Consider the following 16,836-nt stretch of genomic DNA (forward strand, 5'->3'; position numbering starts at 1 on the left):
GTTCCTCCCGTGCCTTCACGGCCCGCGAATCGAGAAGAGTCACACCATGTCCGAGAGCACGATGCAGGCCGCCACCGAACTGGCATCGCAGTACAGCGTCCAGGTGACCGACGACCTGGAGCGCAACGTCAAGGAGCAGGAACGCGTCAGCGCGGAGATCACCGCTCTGCAGCAGCAGCTGACCGCGTTGCAGCACGACCACGCCCTGCTGGTGAACATGCAGCAGGCGCTCGGCATCACCTCGGCGCCGGACCGTCCGACGAGCACGCCGGAGCCCGACGCCAAGGCCGAGGCAGACGCCAAGGCCGAGCCCACCGTGCCCGCTCCCCGTGAGGGTGCGGCCACGGAGTCGGCCACCGCCAAGCAGACGCGAGGCAAGAAGGCCGCCCCCGCGGCCAAGCGCGCCGCGGCCACGAAGCCGGGTGCGAAGCCCGCCCCGAAGTCCGTCGCCAAGCCGGCCGCGAAGCCGGCCGCCAAGTCGGCCGCGAAGGCCACCAGGAAGCCGGCGGCGAGGAAGTCGTCGACAGCCAAGGCGTCCTCGGCCGCTGCCGCCTCCTCTGCCGCCTCCTCGACGGCGAAGCGGGCCGCCCAGCCCACGCTGGTCGAGCTCGTCCGCAACCACCTCGCGGGACAGAGCGAGCCGCGCTCCGCCGCCGAGGTCGCCACGGCGCTCGGCGAGGCCCACTCCGGGCGCGCCATCAAGCCCACGGTCGTGCGCACCACACTCGAGGGGCTCGTCGCCAAGAACCAGGCCCAGCGCACCAAGCAGGGCAGCTCGGTCTACTACACCGCCTCCGCAGCACCGGAGCCGAAGCAGGACACCGAGACGAAGACGCCCGCCGCGCAGAGCGACAGCTGACGACGACGGCACCCGCCGCTGCCCGCCCCGGCCGGCCGAAGGGGCCGAGGCGCGTGCCCGGCACCCTCCGTGGTGTGCGGCGCGCGCGCCGGGCGGAACCGGGTGAGGATCGGTGGATGGGTGTTGTGCTGCCGGTGCTCTGCGCACTCCTCGCCGCGTTCAGCAACGCGCTGGCCACCGTGCTCCAGCGACGTGCCGCGTTGAGCGTGCCGCAGTCCCAGGGCTTCCGCCCGGGGCTCGTCGTCGACCTGTTGCGGCAGCCGGTCTGGATCGGCAGCCTGCTGGTCGTCGTCGTCGCCGGGGTGTGCCAGGCGGTGGCCCTGGCGACGGGACAGCTGTCACTCGTACAGCCCTTGTTCGTGCTGGAGCTTCCGATGGCCCTGCTGCTGGCCTCGCTGATGACCGGCCGGCGCCTGCCCCGCGCCGTGTGGCTCGCCCTGGGCGGGGTGGTCGTCGGACTCGGTGTGGCGCTGTCCTCGGCCGCGCCGGGCGGCGGCACGGCCGACGTGCCCCTGGAGCGCTGGGTGCTCACGCTGGCGGCCGGCGGCGGAGCGGCCGTGCTGCTGGCCGCCGCCGGCCTGCGCCGCCCCGTCGGCAAGGCACGCGCCGGTTGTCTCGGCGCGGCCAGCGCGGTGTGCTACGCCCTGACCGCCGGTCTGATGAAGGACGCCATGCGGGACCTGGACAGGTACGGCGTGGTCGGCCTCCTCACCGCCTGGCAGACGTACGCGTTCGCCGCGGTCGGCGTGGGCGCCGTGCTCCTGCTGGAGCACGCCATGCAGGGCGGACCCCTCGTCGCCTCCCAGCCCGCCCTCACCTTGAGTGACGTGACGGTGAGCCTCCTGCTCGGCATGGTCCTGTACCGCGAGGAGGTACGGGGCGGCTGGTGGGTGGTGCCGCAGGTGCTCGGCGTCGCGCTGATCGTCATGGGCGTCCTCACCCTCGCCCGGCGCGGCACCGACCTGCGCACCGGGCGGTGAGCGCCGCGCCGGGACAGGATGCCCGAAGCCGCCGCCTGATGCACAGTGGTCGCAGATCGCTCGGCGACCCAGAGGCACGCATGTCCAAGGCCGTTACGTCCGACACCGGCGGGGAGTCCCCGCCGGCCGCCAAGCTGCCGCTTTTCACCCTGACGGCCATGGTCGTCGGGTCGACGGTGGGCGCCGGGGGGTTCTCGCTCCCGGGACGTTCCGCCGCCAAGACCGGCGTGGCGGGGACGCTCATCGCCTGGGCCGTCGCGGGCACGGGCATGCTGATGCCGGCCTTCGTCTTCCAGTCCCTCGCCGTGCGCAGACCCGACCTCGACGGGGCGGTCCTCGGCATCGTGGCCCTGGCGGCCGGCTGGATCGGCCTGTGAGCGGCGCCCTCGTTTCCCCCTCCTCGTCCCGCATCCTTCCGGGAGGCCGTGTGACCAGCAACGACAGCACCGTGAAGCCCGTGCTCGGCGTCCACTCCGAGGTCGGCAGACTGCGCAAGGTCCTGGTGTGTTCCCCCGGCCTCGCGCACCGGCGGCTCACGCCCACCAACTCCGACGACCTGCTCTTCGACGACGTGATGTGGGTGGAGAACGCCCAGCGGGACCACGCCGCCTTCGTAGGCGAACTGCGCCGGCGCGGGGTGGAGGTGGTGGAGCTGCACGGTCTGCTGACGCAGATCCTGGCGCTCCCCGAGGCGAAGGCGTGGCTTCTGGACCGGAAGATCGTCGCCAACCAGGTCGGCATCGGGCTCGTCGACGCGACCCGCGCCTATCTGGAGACCCTGTCACCCAGGGAACTCGCCGAGTACCTCGTCGGCGGCCTCGCCACCAGTGATCTCCCCGAGGACTTCCGCTCCCCCCACCTCGCGCTCGCCCGCGAATCCACCGGCGCCCGCGAGTACTTGATGCCACCGTTGCCCAACACCCTGTACACACGTGACACCACCTGCTGGCTCTACGGCGGACTCACCCTCAACCCGCTGTACTGGCCCGCACGGCACGACGAGACGCTGCTGATGAAGGCGATCTACACCTTCCACCCCGACTTCAAGGGGGCGACGGTGTGGTGGGGCGATCCCGAAGCCGACTGGGGGCAGGCCACCCTCGAGGGTGGTGACATCATGCCGGTGGGCAACGGTGTGGTCCTCATGGGCATGAGCGAGCGCACCTCGCGGCAGGCCATCACCCAGGTCGCCGCCGCGCTGTTCCGCAGCGGCGCCGCCGAGCACGTCATCGTCGCCGGGATGCCGAAGCTGCGCTCCGCCATGCACCTGGACACGGTCTTCACCTTCGCCGACCGCGACGTGGTCACGCTCTACCCCCGGATCATGGACGCGGTGCACACCTTCTCCCTGCGCCCCGGCGACCGGGCACCCGGCTTCGACATCGTCGACGAGGGCACGACCCCCTTCGTCGACGTCGTGGCCAAAGCGCTCGGGCTGTCCACACTGCGCGTCGTGGAGACAGGCGGCGACGCCTACGCCTCGGAACGCCAGCAGTGGGACAGCGGCAACAACGCCGTCGCGGTGGAACCCGGAGTGGTGTTCACCTACGACCGCAACACCCTGACCAACGCGCTGCTGCGCGAGGCCCGCATCGAGGTCATACCCATCGTCGGCGCGGAACTGGGCCGGGGGCGCGGAGGAGGACACTGCATGACGTGTCCGTTGGTACGGGACCCCGTGGCCTTCTGAACCCGGATCACCGGCAGAACCCGTAGGCCTGCGACAGCCACCGGTGCAGTGCCTCGTGGACGCTGCCGGGGAGCTCGCTGAGCAGTTCGATGGCGGCCCGGTCGCCGGCGGAGGGCGCGATGCCCGCCGCGGTCAGGACGGCGAGCAGGTCCAGACGGCGCAGGTCGACGGGGTCGACGCGGCAGGGGACGCGCGCCGCCGGGTTGGGCGGCTGGAGCAGGTAGTCGCCCTGGGTGTCGTGGGAGTGCGTCAGGTCGGCGGCAGTCGGGGCAGTCATGGTGCGCATACCGCGGTCCTCCACTTGATGGGTCGCCGTTCTCGACGGCAAGAGACAGCGACGCGGGCGCCGACGGTTGCGGCCCGCCGCGACGACCACCCGGTGGATGCAATCGGCGCCTTATCGCACGAAACCGGCCGGGCAGGGTTCCGACCGGTTTCGTGCGGGAACGCGGGGTCGCCGCGGCCCGCGCCGGGTCCGGGGGTGGTGCCCTCGGCGGCACCGCGGGCACGCCGAGGGCAGGTGGCGGACGGCGCCCGGCCGGGCTCCCGGTGCGGGCCGTACTCCGTACGAGTGGTGTGTTTGCGGACACGGTCGTACCGTCGGGTACGGGGAAGCGGAGAGCGGAGACAAGCGACCACGAGACGGCCGGGAGCAGACATGGGCAGTAACCCGATGAGGGCGGCGGTCACGCTCTGTGCCGCCGCCGCGCTCGCAGTACCCCTGGGCACGGCCTTTGCCGTACCACCGGCGCAGGACACGGCCCGGCAGACGCAGGACGACCCCGTGCTGGTCGACTGCTCGTCGCAGCCCGACGTGCGGCCCGCGGCGTTCATACTCGCCTGCGGCGACGGCAACAGCCGGCTGAGCGCGCTGCACTGGGTGCGCTGGGACGCGGACGCCGCGGTGGGCCGGGGCACCAACGCCGTCAACGACTGCGTCCCCTACTGCGCCGCCGGCGCGTTCCACTCCTATCCCGTCACCGTGCGCCTCGACCAGCCGCGGGCCTGGGAGAAGGACCCCGGGGAGCAGCACTTCACCCGGATCACCCTGACCTACACCGACGGCAGGCCGGACGGTTTCCCGCGCGTGGTGACATATCCCCTCGGGGACTGAGTGACCCGGCGGCCCGCCCCGCCTCAGTCCTGGAGCGCCAGGCGGCAACCGTCCCCCGGCTGGAGCCGCACCGTGCGGTCCGGCAGCCTGACGTCGATCGGCAGGCGGTCGGACGACGGCACCGTGATCTCCATGTGGCCGTGCTCCAGCCGGAGCCGTACGCCCCAGTGGCCCTGGTAGCGGATGGAGAACCCGTACGAGGACAGCTCGGGCAGGGGCACCGGGTCCAGCCACAGGGCCCCCTCACGGGTCTCCAGCCCGGTCAGGCCGCGCTGGACGAGGTCGAGAGTGCCGGCCATGGCGCCGAGGTGGATGCCCTCTCCGGTGGTGCCGCCCTGGAGGTCGGCGACGTCGCCCTTGAGCGCCTCCTGGCAGAACGTCCACGCCTCGGCGCGACGGGCCCGGGCCAGCACCCAGCCGTGGACGAGTCCGCTGAGGGTGGAGCCGTGGCTGGTGCGGGCGAGGTAGTAGTCGACGGTGCGGTGCCAGGTGGCGTCGTCCAGTTCGTAGCCCAGCCGGCCGAAGAGTGAGCGCAGTTCGGCCGGGGAGAAGAGGTAGCCCAGCATCAGTACGTCGGCCTGCTTGGACGCCTTGTAGTTGTTGACGCTGTCGTCCTCGGCCTCCAGGAGACGGTCCAGCCGCCGGATGTCGCCGAAGCGCCGGCGGCACCCCTCCCAGTCGAGTTCGGCGAGGTCGCCGTAGCCCTCGAACTGGCTGATGACGCCTTCGTGATAGGGCACGTGGAGGGTCCGGGAGACGTCCTCCCACCGTTCGAGTTCGCCGCCGTCCAGGCCGGTGCGCTCGGCGAGTTCGCGCCGGCGGGCCTCGGGGAGGGTGCGCAGCACCTGCATGGTGCGGGTGAGGACCCAGGCGGCGGTGACGTTGGTGTAGGCGTTGTCGTCGAGGCCGGGCCGCCGCGCGCCGGGGTAGGCCTCGTGGTACTCGTCGGGACCGACCACGCCCCGGATGCGGTGGCGCCCCAGGCGCTCGTCCCAGGTGGCGGAGTCCGCCCAGAAGCGCGCGATCTGGAGCAGCATCTCGGCGCCCTCGGTGTGCAGGAACTCGGCGTCGCCGCTCGCCTCGCAGTACTGCCAGATGTTGTACGCCACGGCCGAGCCGACGTGCCGCTGGAGGTGCGAGTGGTCCGGCAGCCAGCGGCCCGAGTGGGGGTTGAGGTGGAGTCGCTGCGTCTCCTCGCGTCCGTCGCTGCCGCTCTGCCACGGGTACAGCGCGCCCTGCCTGCCGATGGCGCGGGCCGCCGCGCGGGCCCGGTCCAGCCGGCGGTGCCGGTAGTGGAGCAGGGCCCGGGACACCTCGGGGAAGTGCAGGTTGAGGAAGGGCAGGACGAACAGTTCGTCCCAGAAGACGTGGCCGCGGTAGGCCTCCCCGTGCAGTCCGCGCGCCGGTACGCCCACGTCCAGGTCGGCGGTGTGCGGGGAGAGGGTCTGCAGCACGTGGAACAGGTGCAGGCGCAGGATGCTGCCCGCCTCGCCGGGCACGTCGAGTTCGGCGCGGCGCCACAGCTGGCCCCAGGCCGTCCGGTGCTTCGCCAGCAGCGCGTCGAAGCCCGGTGCGTCGGCCACCCGGTCGACGGCGGCCTGCAGCGGGTCGCTGATCGCGGGGTCGCGTGAGGTGTGCAGGGTGACGACCTTGTCGACGGTGACGGTGCGGCCCGGTGCCGCACGCAACGTCGTGCGCTGGGTGACCCGCAGGTGCTCCCGTGAAGGGGTGACCGGCGCGTCGGCCGTCGTACGGGCCGCCATGCCGACGCGGATGTCCGAGGTGCGGGTGCGGCAGCGCAGCCACACCGTGCTGTCGTCGACGCTTCCGGTGTGCACGTGGATCAGGTGGTGGCCCTCCAGGTCCCGGTAGCGCGGCACCCCGGAGTTGCTGACGTCGCCGTCGAGGGCCGCCTCCACGTCGATGTCCGCCGTGCCGGTGTCGACCGTGAACTCGGTGCGCAGCGCGGCGAGATGGGGATCGGCCATGTGCACCAGGCGCAGCTGGCGCACTCGCAGCACACGTCCGTCGCCGAGCCCGTAGTGGGTACGGCGCTCCAGTGTGCCCGAGTCCAGGTGCACCGTCTGCCGGTGGTCGAGCACCTCGGCGGTGTCCGGCGTCAGCCACTCCCCTCCGTCGACCCGGAAGCGCAGGGGCAGCCAGTTCGGGAGGTTGACGATGTCTTCGTTCTCTACGTGCTCCACCTCTCGACCGGCGACGGTGGAGGTGAGCCGGTTGTAGCAGCCGGCCACGTAGGTGCCCGGATAGTGCACGTCGTCCGCGACGCACTCGGGCAGTGCGCCGCGGGTGGCGAAGTAGCCGTTGCCGAGCGTGCACAGCGACTCGCGCAGCCGCTCCTGGGCCGGGTCGTAGTGGTCGTAGTCCCAGGTCGAGGGGGTGGCGGTCACTGCGTTGGCTCCCTTCGCGCGGTGTGCCGGAGGCCGTCTGCCCGGGCCTCAGCCGTCCCACGTCCAGTCGGCGACCTCGGGCAGGTCCACTCCGTGCTCGCGGATCCAGTCGTAGTGCCGCAGCCGGACGTCCTCCATCCGCTGCCGTACGGCCGCCGCGCGCACCGCGAGGCCGGGCACACGGTCGATGACGTCCATGACGAGGCGGTAGCGGTCCATGTCGTTGCCGACCACCATGTCGAAGGGGGTGGTGGTCGTCCCGATCTCCTTGTAACCGCGCACGTGCAGATGCGCGTGGCCGGTGCGCCGGTAGGCGAGCCGGTGGATCAGCCAGGGGTACCCGTGGTAGGCGAAGATGACCGGCTTGTCGGCGGTGAACAGGCCGTCGTACTCGAAGTCGCTCAGCCCGTGCGGGTGTTCCCCGCTGGGCAGCAGCCGGGCGATGTCGACGACGTTCACCACGCGCAGGGCGAGTCCGGGCAGGTGGCGGCGGACGAGCTGGGCGGCGGCCAGCACCTCCTGCGTGGGTACGTCACCGGCGCAGGCGAGCACCACGTCGGGTTCGCGGGTGCCGTCCTCGGTGCCGGCCCAGTCCCAGATGCCGACGCCGCGCGCGCAGTGCACCCGCGCCTGGTCCATCGACAGCCAGTCGAAGCAGGGCTGCTTGCCGGCGACGATCACGTTGACGTAGTCGCGGCTGCGCAGGGCGTGGTCGGCGACGGAGAGCAGGGTGTTGGCGTCCGGCGGCAGGTAGACCCGTACGGCCTCGGGGCTCTTGTTGAGGATGTGGTCGACGAAGCCGGGGTCCTGGTGGGAGAAGCCGTTGTGGTCCTGGCGCCACACGTGGGAGGTCAGCAGGTAGTTGAGGGAGGCGATGGGGGCGCGCCAGGGCAGGCGGCGGGTCACGCGCAGCCATTTGACGTGCTGGTTGACCATCGAGTCGACGATGTGGACGAAGGCCTCGTAGCAGGAGAACAGTCCGTGGCGGCCGGTGAGGAGGTATCCCTCCAGCCAGCCCTGGCAGGTGTGTTCGGAGAGGATCTCCAGTACGCGGCCGTGCCGGTCGAGGTCCTCGTCGACGGGCAGTACGCGCTCCTGCCAGGCCTTGCCGCTGGCGGCGTAGACGGCCTGGAGGCGGTTGGAGGCGGTCTCGTCGGGGCCGACGAGGCGGAAGTCGCGCCGGGCGGCGGTGGCGACCATGACGTCCGCCAGTGCGTCACCGAGGACCCGGGTCGGTTCGTGCGTGCTCGCGCCGGGCCTGTCGACGGCGACGGCGTGCTTGTCCAGCGGCGGCAGGGGCAGCTCGCGCAGGAGCAGTCCGCCGTTGGCGTACGGCGTGGCGCCCAGCCGGCGCTCCCCCTCCGGGACGGCGGCCAGCACGGCGGGCCGCGGAGCTCCAGTGTCGTCGAACAGCTCCTCGGGCCGGTAGGAGCGCAGCCACCGCTCCAGCTGCGCGAGGTGGCCGGGGTCGGTCCGTACGGCGGACAGCGGGACCTGGTGGGCACGCCAGGTGTTCTCCACGGGCAGGCCGTCGACCTCGGCCGGGCCGGTCCAGCCCTTCGGGGTGCGCAGCACGATCACGGGCCAGCGGGGCCGGTCGGTGTCCCCCCGCTCGCGGGCGGCCCGCTGGATCGCGGCGATGCGGTCGAGGGCGGTGTCCATGGCGTGGGCCATGGCGCGGTGGACGGCGGCCGGTTCGTCGCCGGTGACGTGGAGCGGGTCGTGGCCGTAGCCGCGCAGGAGCTCGTCGAGTTCGGCCTCGGGGAGGCGGGCGAGCACCGTCGGGTTGGCGATCTTGTAGCCGTTGAGGTGCAGGATCGGCAGGACGGCGCCGTCGTGGACGGGGTCGAGGAACTTGTTCGAGTGCCAGGACGTCGCCAGCGGGCCGGTCTCCGCCTCGCCGTCGCCGATCACACAGGCGACCACGAGGCCGGGGTGGTCGAAGGCGGCGCCGTAGGCGTGCGCGAGCGCGTAGCCGAGCTCGCCGCCCTCGTGGATCGAACCCGGCGTCTCGGGGGCGACGTGGCTCGGCACGCCGCCGGGGAACGAGAACTGCTTGAACAGCCGGGCCATGCCGGCCGCGTCCCGGGTGATGTCCGGGTAGGTCTCGGTGTACGAGCCCTCCAGCCACGAGTTGGCCAGTACGGCGGGGCCGCCGTGGCCGGGGCCCCAGACGCACAGGGTGTCGAGGTCACGGGCCTTGATCACCCGGTTGAGGTGGGTGTGGACGAGGTTGAGGCCGGGTGAGGTGCCCCAGTGGCCCAGCAGTCGCGGCTTGACGTGCTCGGGGCGCAGCGGTTCGGAGAGCAGGGGGTTGGCCATGAGGTAGATCTGGCCGACGGCGAGGTAGTTCGCGGCCCGCCAGTGGGCGTCCAGGGTGGCGAGTTCCTCGTCCGTGAGCCCGGGAGGCGCCTGCTGCGTGTCGACGGACATCGGGGTCCTTTCCGTGTCGGGACAGCGTCGGCCGGAGTGGACGCGGGTGGCGCCGATGGAGCGGGGGCACCCGTGCCCATCCCACCACCTCGCGCGGACCGGCCGGGTACCCGGCACAGCCGTTCGGGTCACGTCGGATCCCCGGACAGGGGCGCTGCCGGAACAGGGCGCGGGCGGGCTCCGAGCCGGAGGCGCCGTGACGGCGAGCAGAGCGGCGGGGCACCGCGCGCGGGCCGCTGGGCCACCGGGCCACCGGGCCACCGGGCCACCGGGCCACCGGGCCAATTTTGCACGACGTGCATCTTTGCATATCATGCAACTTATGTCGGAGAAGAGTGCCGCGGGAGGCGGCGGCCTGCGAGAGCGGAAGAAGCGGGCCACGCGTGCCGCACTCGCCGAGGCGGCGGTGCGGCTCGCCGCCGAGCACGGGGCGGAGAAGGTCACCGTCGAGGCGATCAGTGCCGCGGCGGGGGTGTCGGTACGGACCTTCTTCAACTACTTCGACACACGCGACGACGCCTTCGTGGTCATCGACATGGACGCGGGCGCGCGCATACGGCGCGCCGTGCTCGACGCGCCGGCCGGACTCCCCCCGCTGGAAGCGCTGCGCGAGGCCATGGTGGCGGAACTCGCCGAGGCGGAGCAGCAGCACGAGCTGTGGCGGCTGCAGGCCGAGGTGCTGCACGCTTCGCCGCACCTCCTGGCGCGAAGCGTCGGAGCCCACCTCGCCGCCGAGGCGGACCTGGCCGACGCCATCGCGGCCCGCCTCCGCGGTGCGGGCGGCGGCCGGGGCGGGGCCGGGGCCACGTCCGGAACCGGGTCCGGGCCCACGTCCGGAACCGGGTCCAGGCCCCGGTGCGGGTCCGACGAGGACGGGCGTACGGCGCCCGGCCTCTATCCGCGCCTGCTGGCCTCGGTGGCGAGCGCCGCGGTGCGGACCAGCATGGACTACTGGTCCACCCATCAGGAGGAAGCCGCCTTCCTCGACGTCTTCCACGAAGTGTTCCGTCTCCTCGCCGCAGGCCTTCCGGCACCGCACGCGTAGACTCCGCGCCTCGCTCGCGCGACCCACCAGACCACCACCGAAAGAGATGTCGTGACCGCAGTCCAGGCGCCCGACGACGCGCCTCCCACCTCCATGGACCACAAACAGATACTCCAGGCCATGTCCGGCCTGATGGCCGGCATGTTCGTCGCGATCCTGGCCGGCACCGTCGTCTCCAACGCGCTGCCCACGATCATCGCCGACCTGGGGGCCAGCCAGTCCTCCTACACCTGGGTCGTCACCTCGGAACTCCTGGCGATGACGGCGACGGTGCCCCTGTGGGGCAAACTGTCGGACCTCTTCAACAAGAAGCTGCTGCTCCAGCTGTCGCTGGCCATGTTCGTGATCGGCTCCCTGCTGGCCGGCTTCTCCCACGGCGTCGGACTGCTGATCTTCAGCCGGGTCGTGCAGGGCATCGGCGCGGGTGGCCTGACCGCCCTCGCGCAGGTCGTGATGGCCTCCGTCATCCCGCCCCGCCAGCTGGGCAAGTACGCCGGCATCTTCGGTGCCGTCTTCGCCGTGGGCACCGTGGCCGGACCGCTGATCGGCGGCGTCCTGGTGGACACCTCCTGGCTGGGCTGGCGCTGGTGCTTCTTCATCGGCGTACCGTTCGCGCTGCTCGCCATCGCGCTGCTCCAGCGCACGCTGCGGCTGCCCACCACACGGCGTGAGGTGCGGATCGACTGGCTGGGCGCCTTCCTGATCGTCGCCGGTGTGTGCGCGCTGCTCATCTGGGTGTCGCTGGCGGGCAACGAGTTCGACTGGGCCTCCTGGCAGACCGGTGCCCTCGCCGGCGGTGGCGTCCTGCTGCTGGCCGCCTCGGTGTTCGTCGAGGCCCGGACCCCCGAGCCGGTCATCCCGCTCGACATCTTCCGCAACCGCACGGTCACGCTGACCACCGTCGCCAGCCTCCTGGTCGGTGTCGCCATGTTCGGCGGGACCGTCTTCCTCTCGCAGTACTTCCAGGTCTCCCTGGGCAAGTCACCGACGGTCGCGGGTCTGATGAGCCTGCCGCTGATCCTCGGCCTGCTGGTGTCGTCCACCATCGCCGGACAGGTCATCAGCCGGACCGGCAAGTGGAAGAGGTACCTGGTGGCCGGTGCGGTCGCCATGACCGTCGGCCTCGCACTGCTGGCCACGATCGACGCGAAGACGCACTTCGGTCTGCTCAGCCTCTACATGGCGATCCTGGGCGTCGGCGTCGGCATGCTGATGCAGAACCTGGTGCTGGCCGCGCAGAACGACGTGCCCGCCGCCGACCTGGGCGCCGCGACCTCCGTGCTGTCCTTCTTCCGCAGCATGGGCGGCACCATCGGCGTCAGCGTCCTCGGCGCGATCCTCGCCAACCGGGTCACCAGCGAGATCACCAACGGGCTCAGGGACGCGGGCATCACCGCGTCGACCAGTGAGGGCTCGGGCGAGGGCAGCGTCCCGGACATGACCACGCTCCCCGCCCCCATGCGGTCCATCGTCGAGCACGCCTACGCCGTCGCCACGGCCGACCTGTTCCTCATCGCCACGCCCTTCGCCCTGCTCGCGCTGGTCGCCGTCGTCTTCCTGAAGGAGAAGCCGCTGAAGACCACCAGCGGCATGGAGCGCCTCGCCGAGGAGGCCGGTGAGGCCTCCGCCGCGCCGGCCGGCAAGGGTCCGGCGGCGCCCGTCGCCTGAGGTACCCGACAGCAGCGGGGCCGCCCGTCCGGATGCGGACGGGCGGCCCCGCTGTCGTGCACGGCGGTGGTTCAGCCGGCGGTCAGATGCCGAACGGTGCCGCGTAGCGGACGGTGCCGGCGGGGAGCGGGTGACCGGCGTCCAGGGTGAGGGCCATGAGGGCCTCGTCCGGCACGTCGATGGTCACGCCGATGCCGTGGGCCGAGGCCCGGGTGAAGCCGAACCGGGGGTAGTAGTCCGGGTGTCCGAGGACGACGACGTGACGCTCGCCCAGCCGCCCGGCCGCGGTCAGCGCCGCCCGGACGGCCGCGGAGCCGACGCCGCTGTGCTGCCGCTCGGGCCGCACGGCGACGGGTGCCAGGCACAGCGCCGGGCTGTCCCCGATGTGGCAGCGGGTCAGCAGGGCGTGACCCACGGGGCGGTCGCGGTCGTCCACCGCGACGACGGACAGTCCGTCGATCCAGGCGTCGGGGTCGGCGCGCAGCGCGTCGACGAGCGCGGCCTCCTCCGGAGTGGGGAAGGCGGCGCGGACGATGTCACGGATGGCGGGGACGTCGGCGCCGGTCTCGGCGCGCGTGTTCCAGATGTGGGACATGACGGGATGTGGATCCCTTTCCGGGAGTGCGGTTCGTCAGGGTAGGACCGTGGCCCGGGGCACGAGAGCCCCGGGCGCCGCGGGGAGCGGCTTCCTGCGCGGTCATCGACCCCACCTCCTCGTCGTCCCGGTCGTCCCGGTCGTCCTGAGCCTGATCGAACGCGAACGCGAGCCAGTGTATCCGCGCGGCGGCGTGACGTACGGTCCGCGTGGCCGGGTCCGGCCTCCGGACGGTGTCACCCGCGCCGTCGAGCGGCTCTCCCGGTGATCCGGGCGGTGCGAGGGGCCGGTCGCGACGGCTGATCCGGGGGCCCGCGACGGCCGGCCGGGGGTGTTTCTTGCGGTCGGCGGGTGCCGGACGGCAGGCTTCGGGATGTGTCCACTTTGCTGATCGTGCATCACACGCCCTCGCCGCACTGCCAGGCGATGCTGGAGTCCGTCGTCTCCGGGGCGACCGCCCCCGGGATCGAGGGGGTGCGGGTGGTCCGGCGCGCGGCACTGGCCGCCACGGCGGTGGACGTGCTGGAGGCCGACGGTTACCTGCTGGGCACGCCCGCCAACCTGGGCTACATGTCCGGGGCCCTGAAGCACTTCTTCGACCAGGTCTACTACCCCTGCCTGGACGGGACACGCGGCCGGCCCTACGGCTACTACGTGCACGGCGGCAGTGACACCACGGGCGCGGTGCGCGGCATCGAGTCGGTCACGACGGGCCTCGGCTGGCAGCGCGCGGCGACGGCGGTGAGCGTGGCCGGTGAGCCCACCAAGGCCGACCTGGAGGCCTGCTGGGAGCTGGGGGCGACGCTCGCCGCCGGGCTGATGGACGGCTGACGCCGACGCGGGCCGGTGCCGGCGGGGCGGTGCCCGCGCACCGGGGCGGCCACGCGAGCACGACCGGCCGGCCGGGGTGTGATCCGCGTCGGCACCGCCCTGCGTCCCTGCCGAGGCCGGCAGTGCGTGGCACGCTCCGCCCGACCGGCCGGGGAGTCGTCCGCGGCGCCGGTGCCGTACGTCGCCGCCGACGCCGGGCCGCACACGGCACGCTCCTGCGCGGCGTGGAGGCTCGCCGTCGGGACGGGGCCGGCACACGCGGGGGCCGCCCGATGGAGCGGGGGGGCGGCGGCTCGGACGTCCCGCCCGCGTCGCCCACCGTGCGGCGGTCACTCCCGGACGGGCGGACCGCCGGACGGGGGCGGGCTCGGCGGCTGTCCCGTCAGCGTGCCGAGGAACCGGACGTGCGGACGGCCGCCCGGGCCGGTGCCGGTGACCTCGGCGCGTACCCGGTAGACGTCCGCGACCAGGTCCGCCGTGAGGACCTCCGCGGGGTCGCCCGACGCCACCACCCGCCCCTCGGACAGCACCACGAGATGGTCGCAGTACATCGCCGCGAGGTTGAGGTCGTGCAGGGCGACGACGGTGGTGACGGGCAGGGCGGCCACGAGGGCCAGCACATCGAGCTGGTGCTGGATGTCGAGGTGGTTGGTCGGTTCGTCCAGCAGGAGTTCGCGCGGCCGCTGGGCGAGGGCGCGGGCGATCTGGACGCGTTGCCGTTCGCCGCCGGAGAGCGTGTGCCAGAGCCGCTCCGCCCGCCCGGTCAGGCCGGTGCACTCCAGGGCCTGAGCGACCGCCTCCTCGTCGGCCGCCGACGCCGGGGCCCAGGCGCGGCGGTGCGGGATCCGGCCCAGCCGGACGACGTCCCGGACGGTCAGCTCGACCTGTGTGTCCGCCTGCTGCTCGACCACGGCCACACGCCGGGCGACGTCCCGGCGGCCCACCCGGTCCAGCGGGCGGCCGTCCAGGGTGACGACGCCGCCGGCCGGGGCGAGGACGCCGGCGAGCAGCCGCAGCAGGGTGGACTTGCCCGAGCCGTTGGGGCCGAGCAGGCCGGTCGTGGCGCCGGGACGGGGGCTCAGGCTGACGCCGTCCAGGATCAGCCGCCCGCCGGCGGTGCGGGAGACCCGCTCGGCGCCCAGCGTCACCGTGCCCTCCGGGTGCGGTACAGCACGAGCACGAAGGCGGGCACGCCGATCAGCGAGGTCACCACGCCCACCGGGACCTCCTGGGGTGCGAGGACGGTGCGGGCCAGGGTGTCGACCCACACCAGGAACACCGCCCCGGCGAGCGCGCAGACCGGCAGCAGCCGGGCGTGTCCGGGGCCGGTCAGCGCCCGTACGGCGTGCGGCAGTACGAGGCCCACGAAGCCGATGGCGCCGACCGAGGCGACCAGGGCCGCGGTGAGCAGGGCGGTGGCGCACAGCAGCACCAGCCGGGTGCGGGCGACGTGGACGCCGAGCGTGGCCGCCGCGTCCTGGCCGAACGCGAAGGCGTCCAGCGTCCGGGCGTACCCGAGGCACACGGCCAGGACCAGCACCAGGACCGCCGTGCCGGTCCCCACGTCCGTCCAGTCCGCGCCGCCGAGCGAGCCGAGCAGCCAGAACAGCACGCCGCGGGTGGTCTCGGCGTCGGCCGCGGTCATCACCACGAAGGAGGTGAGCGCGGAGAACAGCTGCATCGCCGCCACGCCCGCGAGCACCACCCGGTCCGTAGTGCCGCCGAGACTGTGGCTGAGCAGCATCACCAGCGCGAACGAGCACACCGCCCCGATGAAGGCGCCGCCCGACACGGACAGCGCGCCGCCGCCCACGCCGAGCACGACGACGAGGACGGCACCGGACGAGGCTCCGGACGAGACGCCCAGCACGAAGGGGTCGGCGAGCGGGTTGCGCAGCAGGGACTGGAGTACGGCCCCGCACACGGCGAGTCCGGCGCCGCACACCGCCGCGAGGAGGGTGCGGGGCAGTCGCAGGTCCCAGACGATGCCGTCCCGGATCGGCGTGACGTCCGCGGCGCCGGTGCCGCCGAGGTGGGCGGCGACCACGGACCACACCTCGCCGACGCCGATGTCCGCCGGGCCGACGGTGACGGCCGCGGCCACGGAGACGCACAGGACGACGATCCCGGCCGCCGCCCACGCGGGGTGGCCACGGCCCGTCGCGCGTATGCCGGTGGTCACGTGGCGAGCCCGTGGGAGCGCAGGGCCGCCGCCAGCTTCTCCACACCCTCGACGGAGCGGACGGTGGGGTTCATGGCCTGTCCGCTGAGCAGCACGTACCGCTTCTTCCTGACGGCGGTCATGTTCCTGGTGACGGGGTTGGACTCCAGGAACTCGATCTTCTTCGCGGCCGTCTCGGCGGTCTGGGACCTGCGGGTGAGGTCGCCGAGGACCAGGACGTCGGGGTCGCGGTCGGCGACGGTCTCCCAGCCGGCCTGCGGCCATTCCTCGTGGGTGTCGTCCATGACGTTCTTCGCGCCGACCGCCCGGGTCATGATGCCGGGGGCGCCGCAGCAGCCCGCCAGGTAGGGCGAGGTGGAGTTGGCGAACCAGTACATGAGGGTGACGCCGGAGGCGTCGATGCCCGAGGTCGCCCTGTCGATCCGGCTCCTGAGTCCGGCGACCAGCTCCTCGCCGCGCTGCTCGACGCCGAAGACCCGGGCCAGGTCGCGGACTTCGGCGTAGACGGTGTCCATGGTCAGTGGCTCGACGCGGCTGCCGTCGCCGTCGCCGCCGTTGTCCTTCCCGACGCAGTCGGACGGGGACAGGTAGGCCGGCACGCCCAGTTCGGTGAACCGTTCGCGGGTGGCCACGCCGCCGGTGCCGAGGGTGGAGGCGAACGACGCGGCGACGAAGTCGGGTTCGGCGTCCAGGACCGTCTCGAAGGACGGCATGTCGTCGGCGAGCCGGGGCACGCCGGCGTTCGCCTTCTCCAGCCCCTTCATGACCGGGTCGGTCCAGGTGGCGGTGCCCGCCATGCGGTCCTCCAGGCCGAGCGAGAGCAGGATCTCCGTGGTGCCCTGGTTGAGGGAGACCGCCCGCCGGGGCGGTGCGGTGATCCTCACCTGCTGCCCGCAGTCACTGACGGTGCGTGGATAGCCGGCGGCCGTCGGCTCCGCCGCGGCGGAGCCGGTGGCGGGCTTCCCGGAGCCGCAGGCGGAGACCAGCAGGGCGCCGGTCACCAGCAGGACGGGACCGCGGAACGAACGGCG

The 16,836-nt window shown here is 73.0% G+C and carries 14 protein-coding genes and 1 pseudogene; 8 read left to right on the forward strand and 7 right to left on the reverse strand.

The features are described 5' to 3' along the window. Positions 1-46 precede the first annotated feature (46 nt). The 4 genes and pseudogenes from KUM32_RS03780 to KUM32_RS03795 all read left to right on the forward strand — a co-directional run bounded on the left by KUM32_RS03780 (position 47) and on the right by KUM32_RS03795 (position 3,529). The gene (locus KUM32_RS03780; RefSeq protein WP_217140323.1) at positions 47-859 is read left to right on the forward strand and encodes a hypothetical protein; all 813 of its coding nucleotides are present in this window, start codon (positions 47-49) and stop codon (positions 857-859) included. Between the two features lie 116 nt (positions 860-975). After that, complete coding sequence (locus tag KUM32_RS03785) at positions 976-1,839, forward strand: DMT family transporter (protein ID WP_217140324.1); 864 nt, start codon at positions 976-978, stop codon at positions 1,837-1,839. Between the two features lie 80 nt (positions 1,840-1,919). Then, positions 1,920-2,174, forward strand: a pseudogene (locus KUM32_RS03790) (arginine-ornithine antiporter); the annotation flags it as partial. Between the two features lie 92 nt (positions 2,175-2,266). Further along, positions 2,267-3,529: an arginine deiminase gene (locus tag KUM32_RS03795; RefSeq protein WP_217140325.1), complete on the forward strand. Its 1,263-nt coding sequence runs from the start codon at positions 2,267-2,269 to the stop codon at positions 3,527-3,529. Positions 3,530-3,536: 7 nt separating this feature from the next. Here the strand turns inward: KUM32_RS03795 and KUM32_RS03800 are convergent, their stop codons facing one another. Continuing rightward, a complete protein-coding gene (locus tag KUM32_RS03800; RefSeq protein WP_217140326.1) occupies positions 3,537-3,815 on the reverse strand; it encodes a hypothetical protein in 279 nt (92 codons plus the stop codon). A 372-nt stretch (positions 3,816-4,187) separates the two neighbouring features. Between KUM32_RS03800 and KUM32_RS03805 the strand changes: the two genes are divergently transcribed. Beyond that, on the forward strand, positions 4,188-4,643 hold the full coding sequence (locus tag KUM32_RS03805; protein ID WP_217140327.1) for a hypothetical protein: 456 nt from the start codon (positions 4,188-4,190) through the stop codon (positions 4,641-4,643). A 23-nt stretch (positions 4,644-4,666) separates the two neighbouring features. Here the strand turns inward: KUM32_RS03805 and KUM32_RS03810 are convergent, their stop codons facing one another. Together KUM32_RS03810 and KUM32_RS03815 are read right to left on the reverse strand one after the other, a co-directional pair. Further along, positions 4,667-7,051 (reverse strand): glycoside hydrolase family 65 protein, encoded by a 2,385-nt coding sequence (locus KUM32_RS03810; RefSeq protein WP_217140328.1) that lies wholly within the window; start codon positions 7,049-7,051, stop codon positions 4,667-4,669. Positions 7,052-7,099: 48 nt separating this feature from the next. Next, on the reverse strand, positions 7,100-9,484 hold the full coding sequence (locus KUM32_RS03815; RefSeq protein ID WP_217140329.1) for a phosphoketolase: 2,385 nt from the start codon (positions 9,482-9,484) through the stop codon (positions 7,100-7,102). Positions 9,485-9,797: 313 nt separating this feature from the next. Here KUM32_RS03815 and KUM32_RS03820 point away from each other — a divergent pair, with 313 nt between their 5' ends. Together KUM32_RS03820 and KUM32_RS03825 are read left to right on the forward strand one after the other, a co-directional pair. Beyond that, entirely contained in the window at positions 9,798-10,529 is a 732-nt protein-coding gene (locus KUM32_RS03820; RefSeq protein WP_217140330.1) for a TetR family transcriptional regulator, read from the forward strand. 93 nt (positions 10,530-10,622) lie between these two features. After that, positions 10,623-12,197 (forward strand): MDR family MFS transporter, encoded by a 1,575-nt coding sequence (locus KUM32_RS03825; RefSeq protein WP_254405000.1) that lies wholly within the window; start codon positions 10,623-10,625, stop codon positions 12,195-12,197. A gap of 82 nt (positions 12,198-12,279) precedes the next feature. On the opposite strand, the gene KUM32_RS03830 is transcribed toward KUM32_RS03825, so the two are convergent. Beyond that, positions 12,280-12,792, reverse strand: coding sequence for a GNAT family N-acetyltransferase (locus tag KUM32_RS03830; protein ID WP_217140332.1), 513 nt, complete (start codon positions 12,790-12,792; stop codon positions 12,280-12,282). A gap of 375 nt (positions 12,793-13,167) precedes the next feature. Between KUM32_RS03830 and KUM32_RS03835 the strand changes: the two genes are divergently transcribed. Beyond that, positions 13,168-13,623 carry a flavodoxin family protein gene (locus KUM32_RS03835; RefSeq protein WP_217140333.1) on the forward strand — a complete coding sequence of 152 codons (456 nt, stop codon included), beginning with the start codon at positions 13,168-13,170 and terminating at the stop codon, positions 13,621-13,623. A gap of 329 nt (positions 13,624-13,952) precedes the next feature. Here KUM32_RS03835 and KUM32_RS03840 read toward each other — a convergent pair whose 3' ends face one another. Genes KUM32_RS03840 through KUM32_RS03850 form a run of 3 tightly spaced genes read right to left on the reverse strand, consistent with a single transcriptional unit; the run spans position 13,953 to position 16,806 of the window. After that, entirely contained in the window at positions 13,953-14,771 is an 819-nt protein-coding gene (locus tag KUM32_RS03840; protein ID WP_217140334.1) for an ABC transporter ATP-binding protein, read from the reverse strand. Next, positions 14,768-15,805, reverse strand: a complete 1,038-nt coding sequence (locus KUM32_RS03845) for an iron ABC transporter permease (RefSeq protein ID WP_217140335.1) — start codon at positions 15,803-15,805, stop codon at positions 14,768-14,770. The genes KUM32_RS03840 and KUM32_RS03845 overlap by 4 nt, the downstream gene beginning before the upstream one ends. After that, positions 15,802-16,806 (reverse strand): ABC transporter substrate-binding protein, encoded by a 1,005-nt coding sequence (locus KUM32_RS03850; protein WP_374227478.1) that lies wholly within the window; start codon positions 16,804-16,806, stop codon positions 15,802-15,804. The genes KUM32_RS03845 and KUM32_RS03850 overlap by 4 nt, the downstream gene beginning before the upstream one ends. Positions 16,807-16,836 lie beyond the last annotated feature (30 nt).

The organism is Streptomyces sp. AC627_RSS907 (assembly GCF_019049165.1).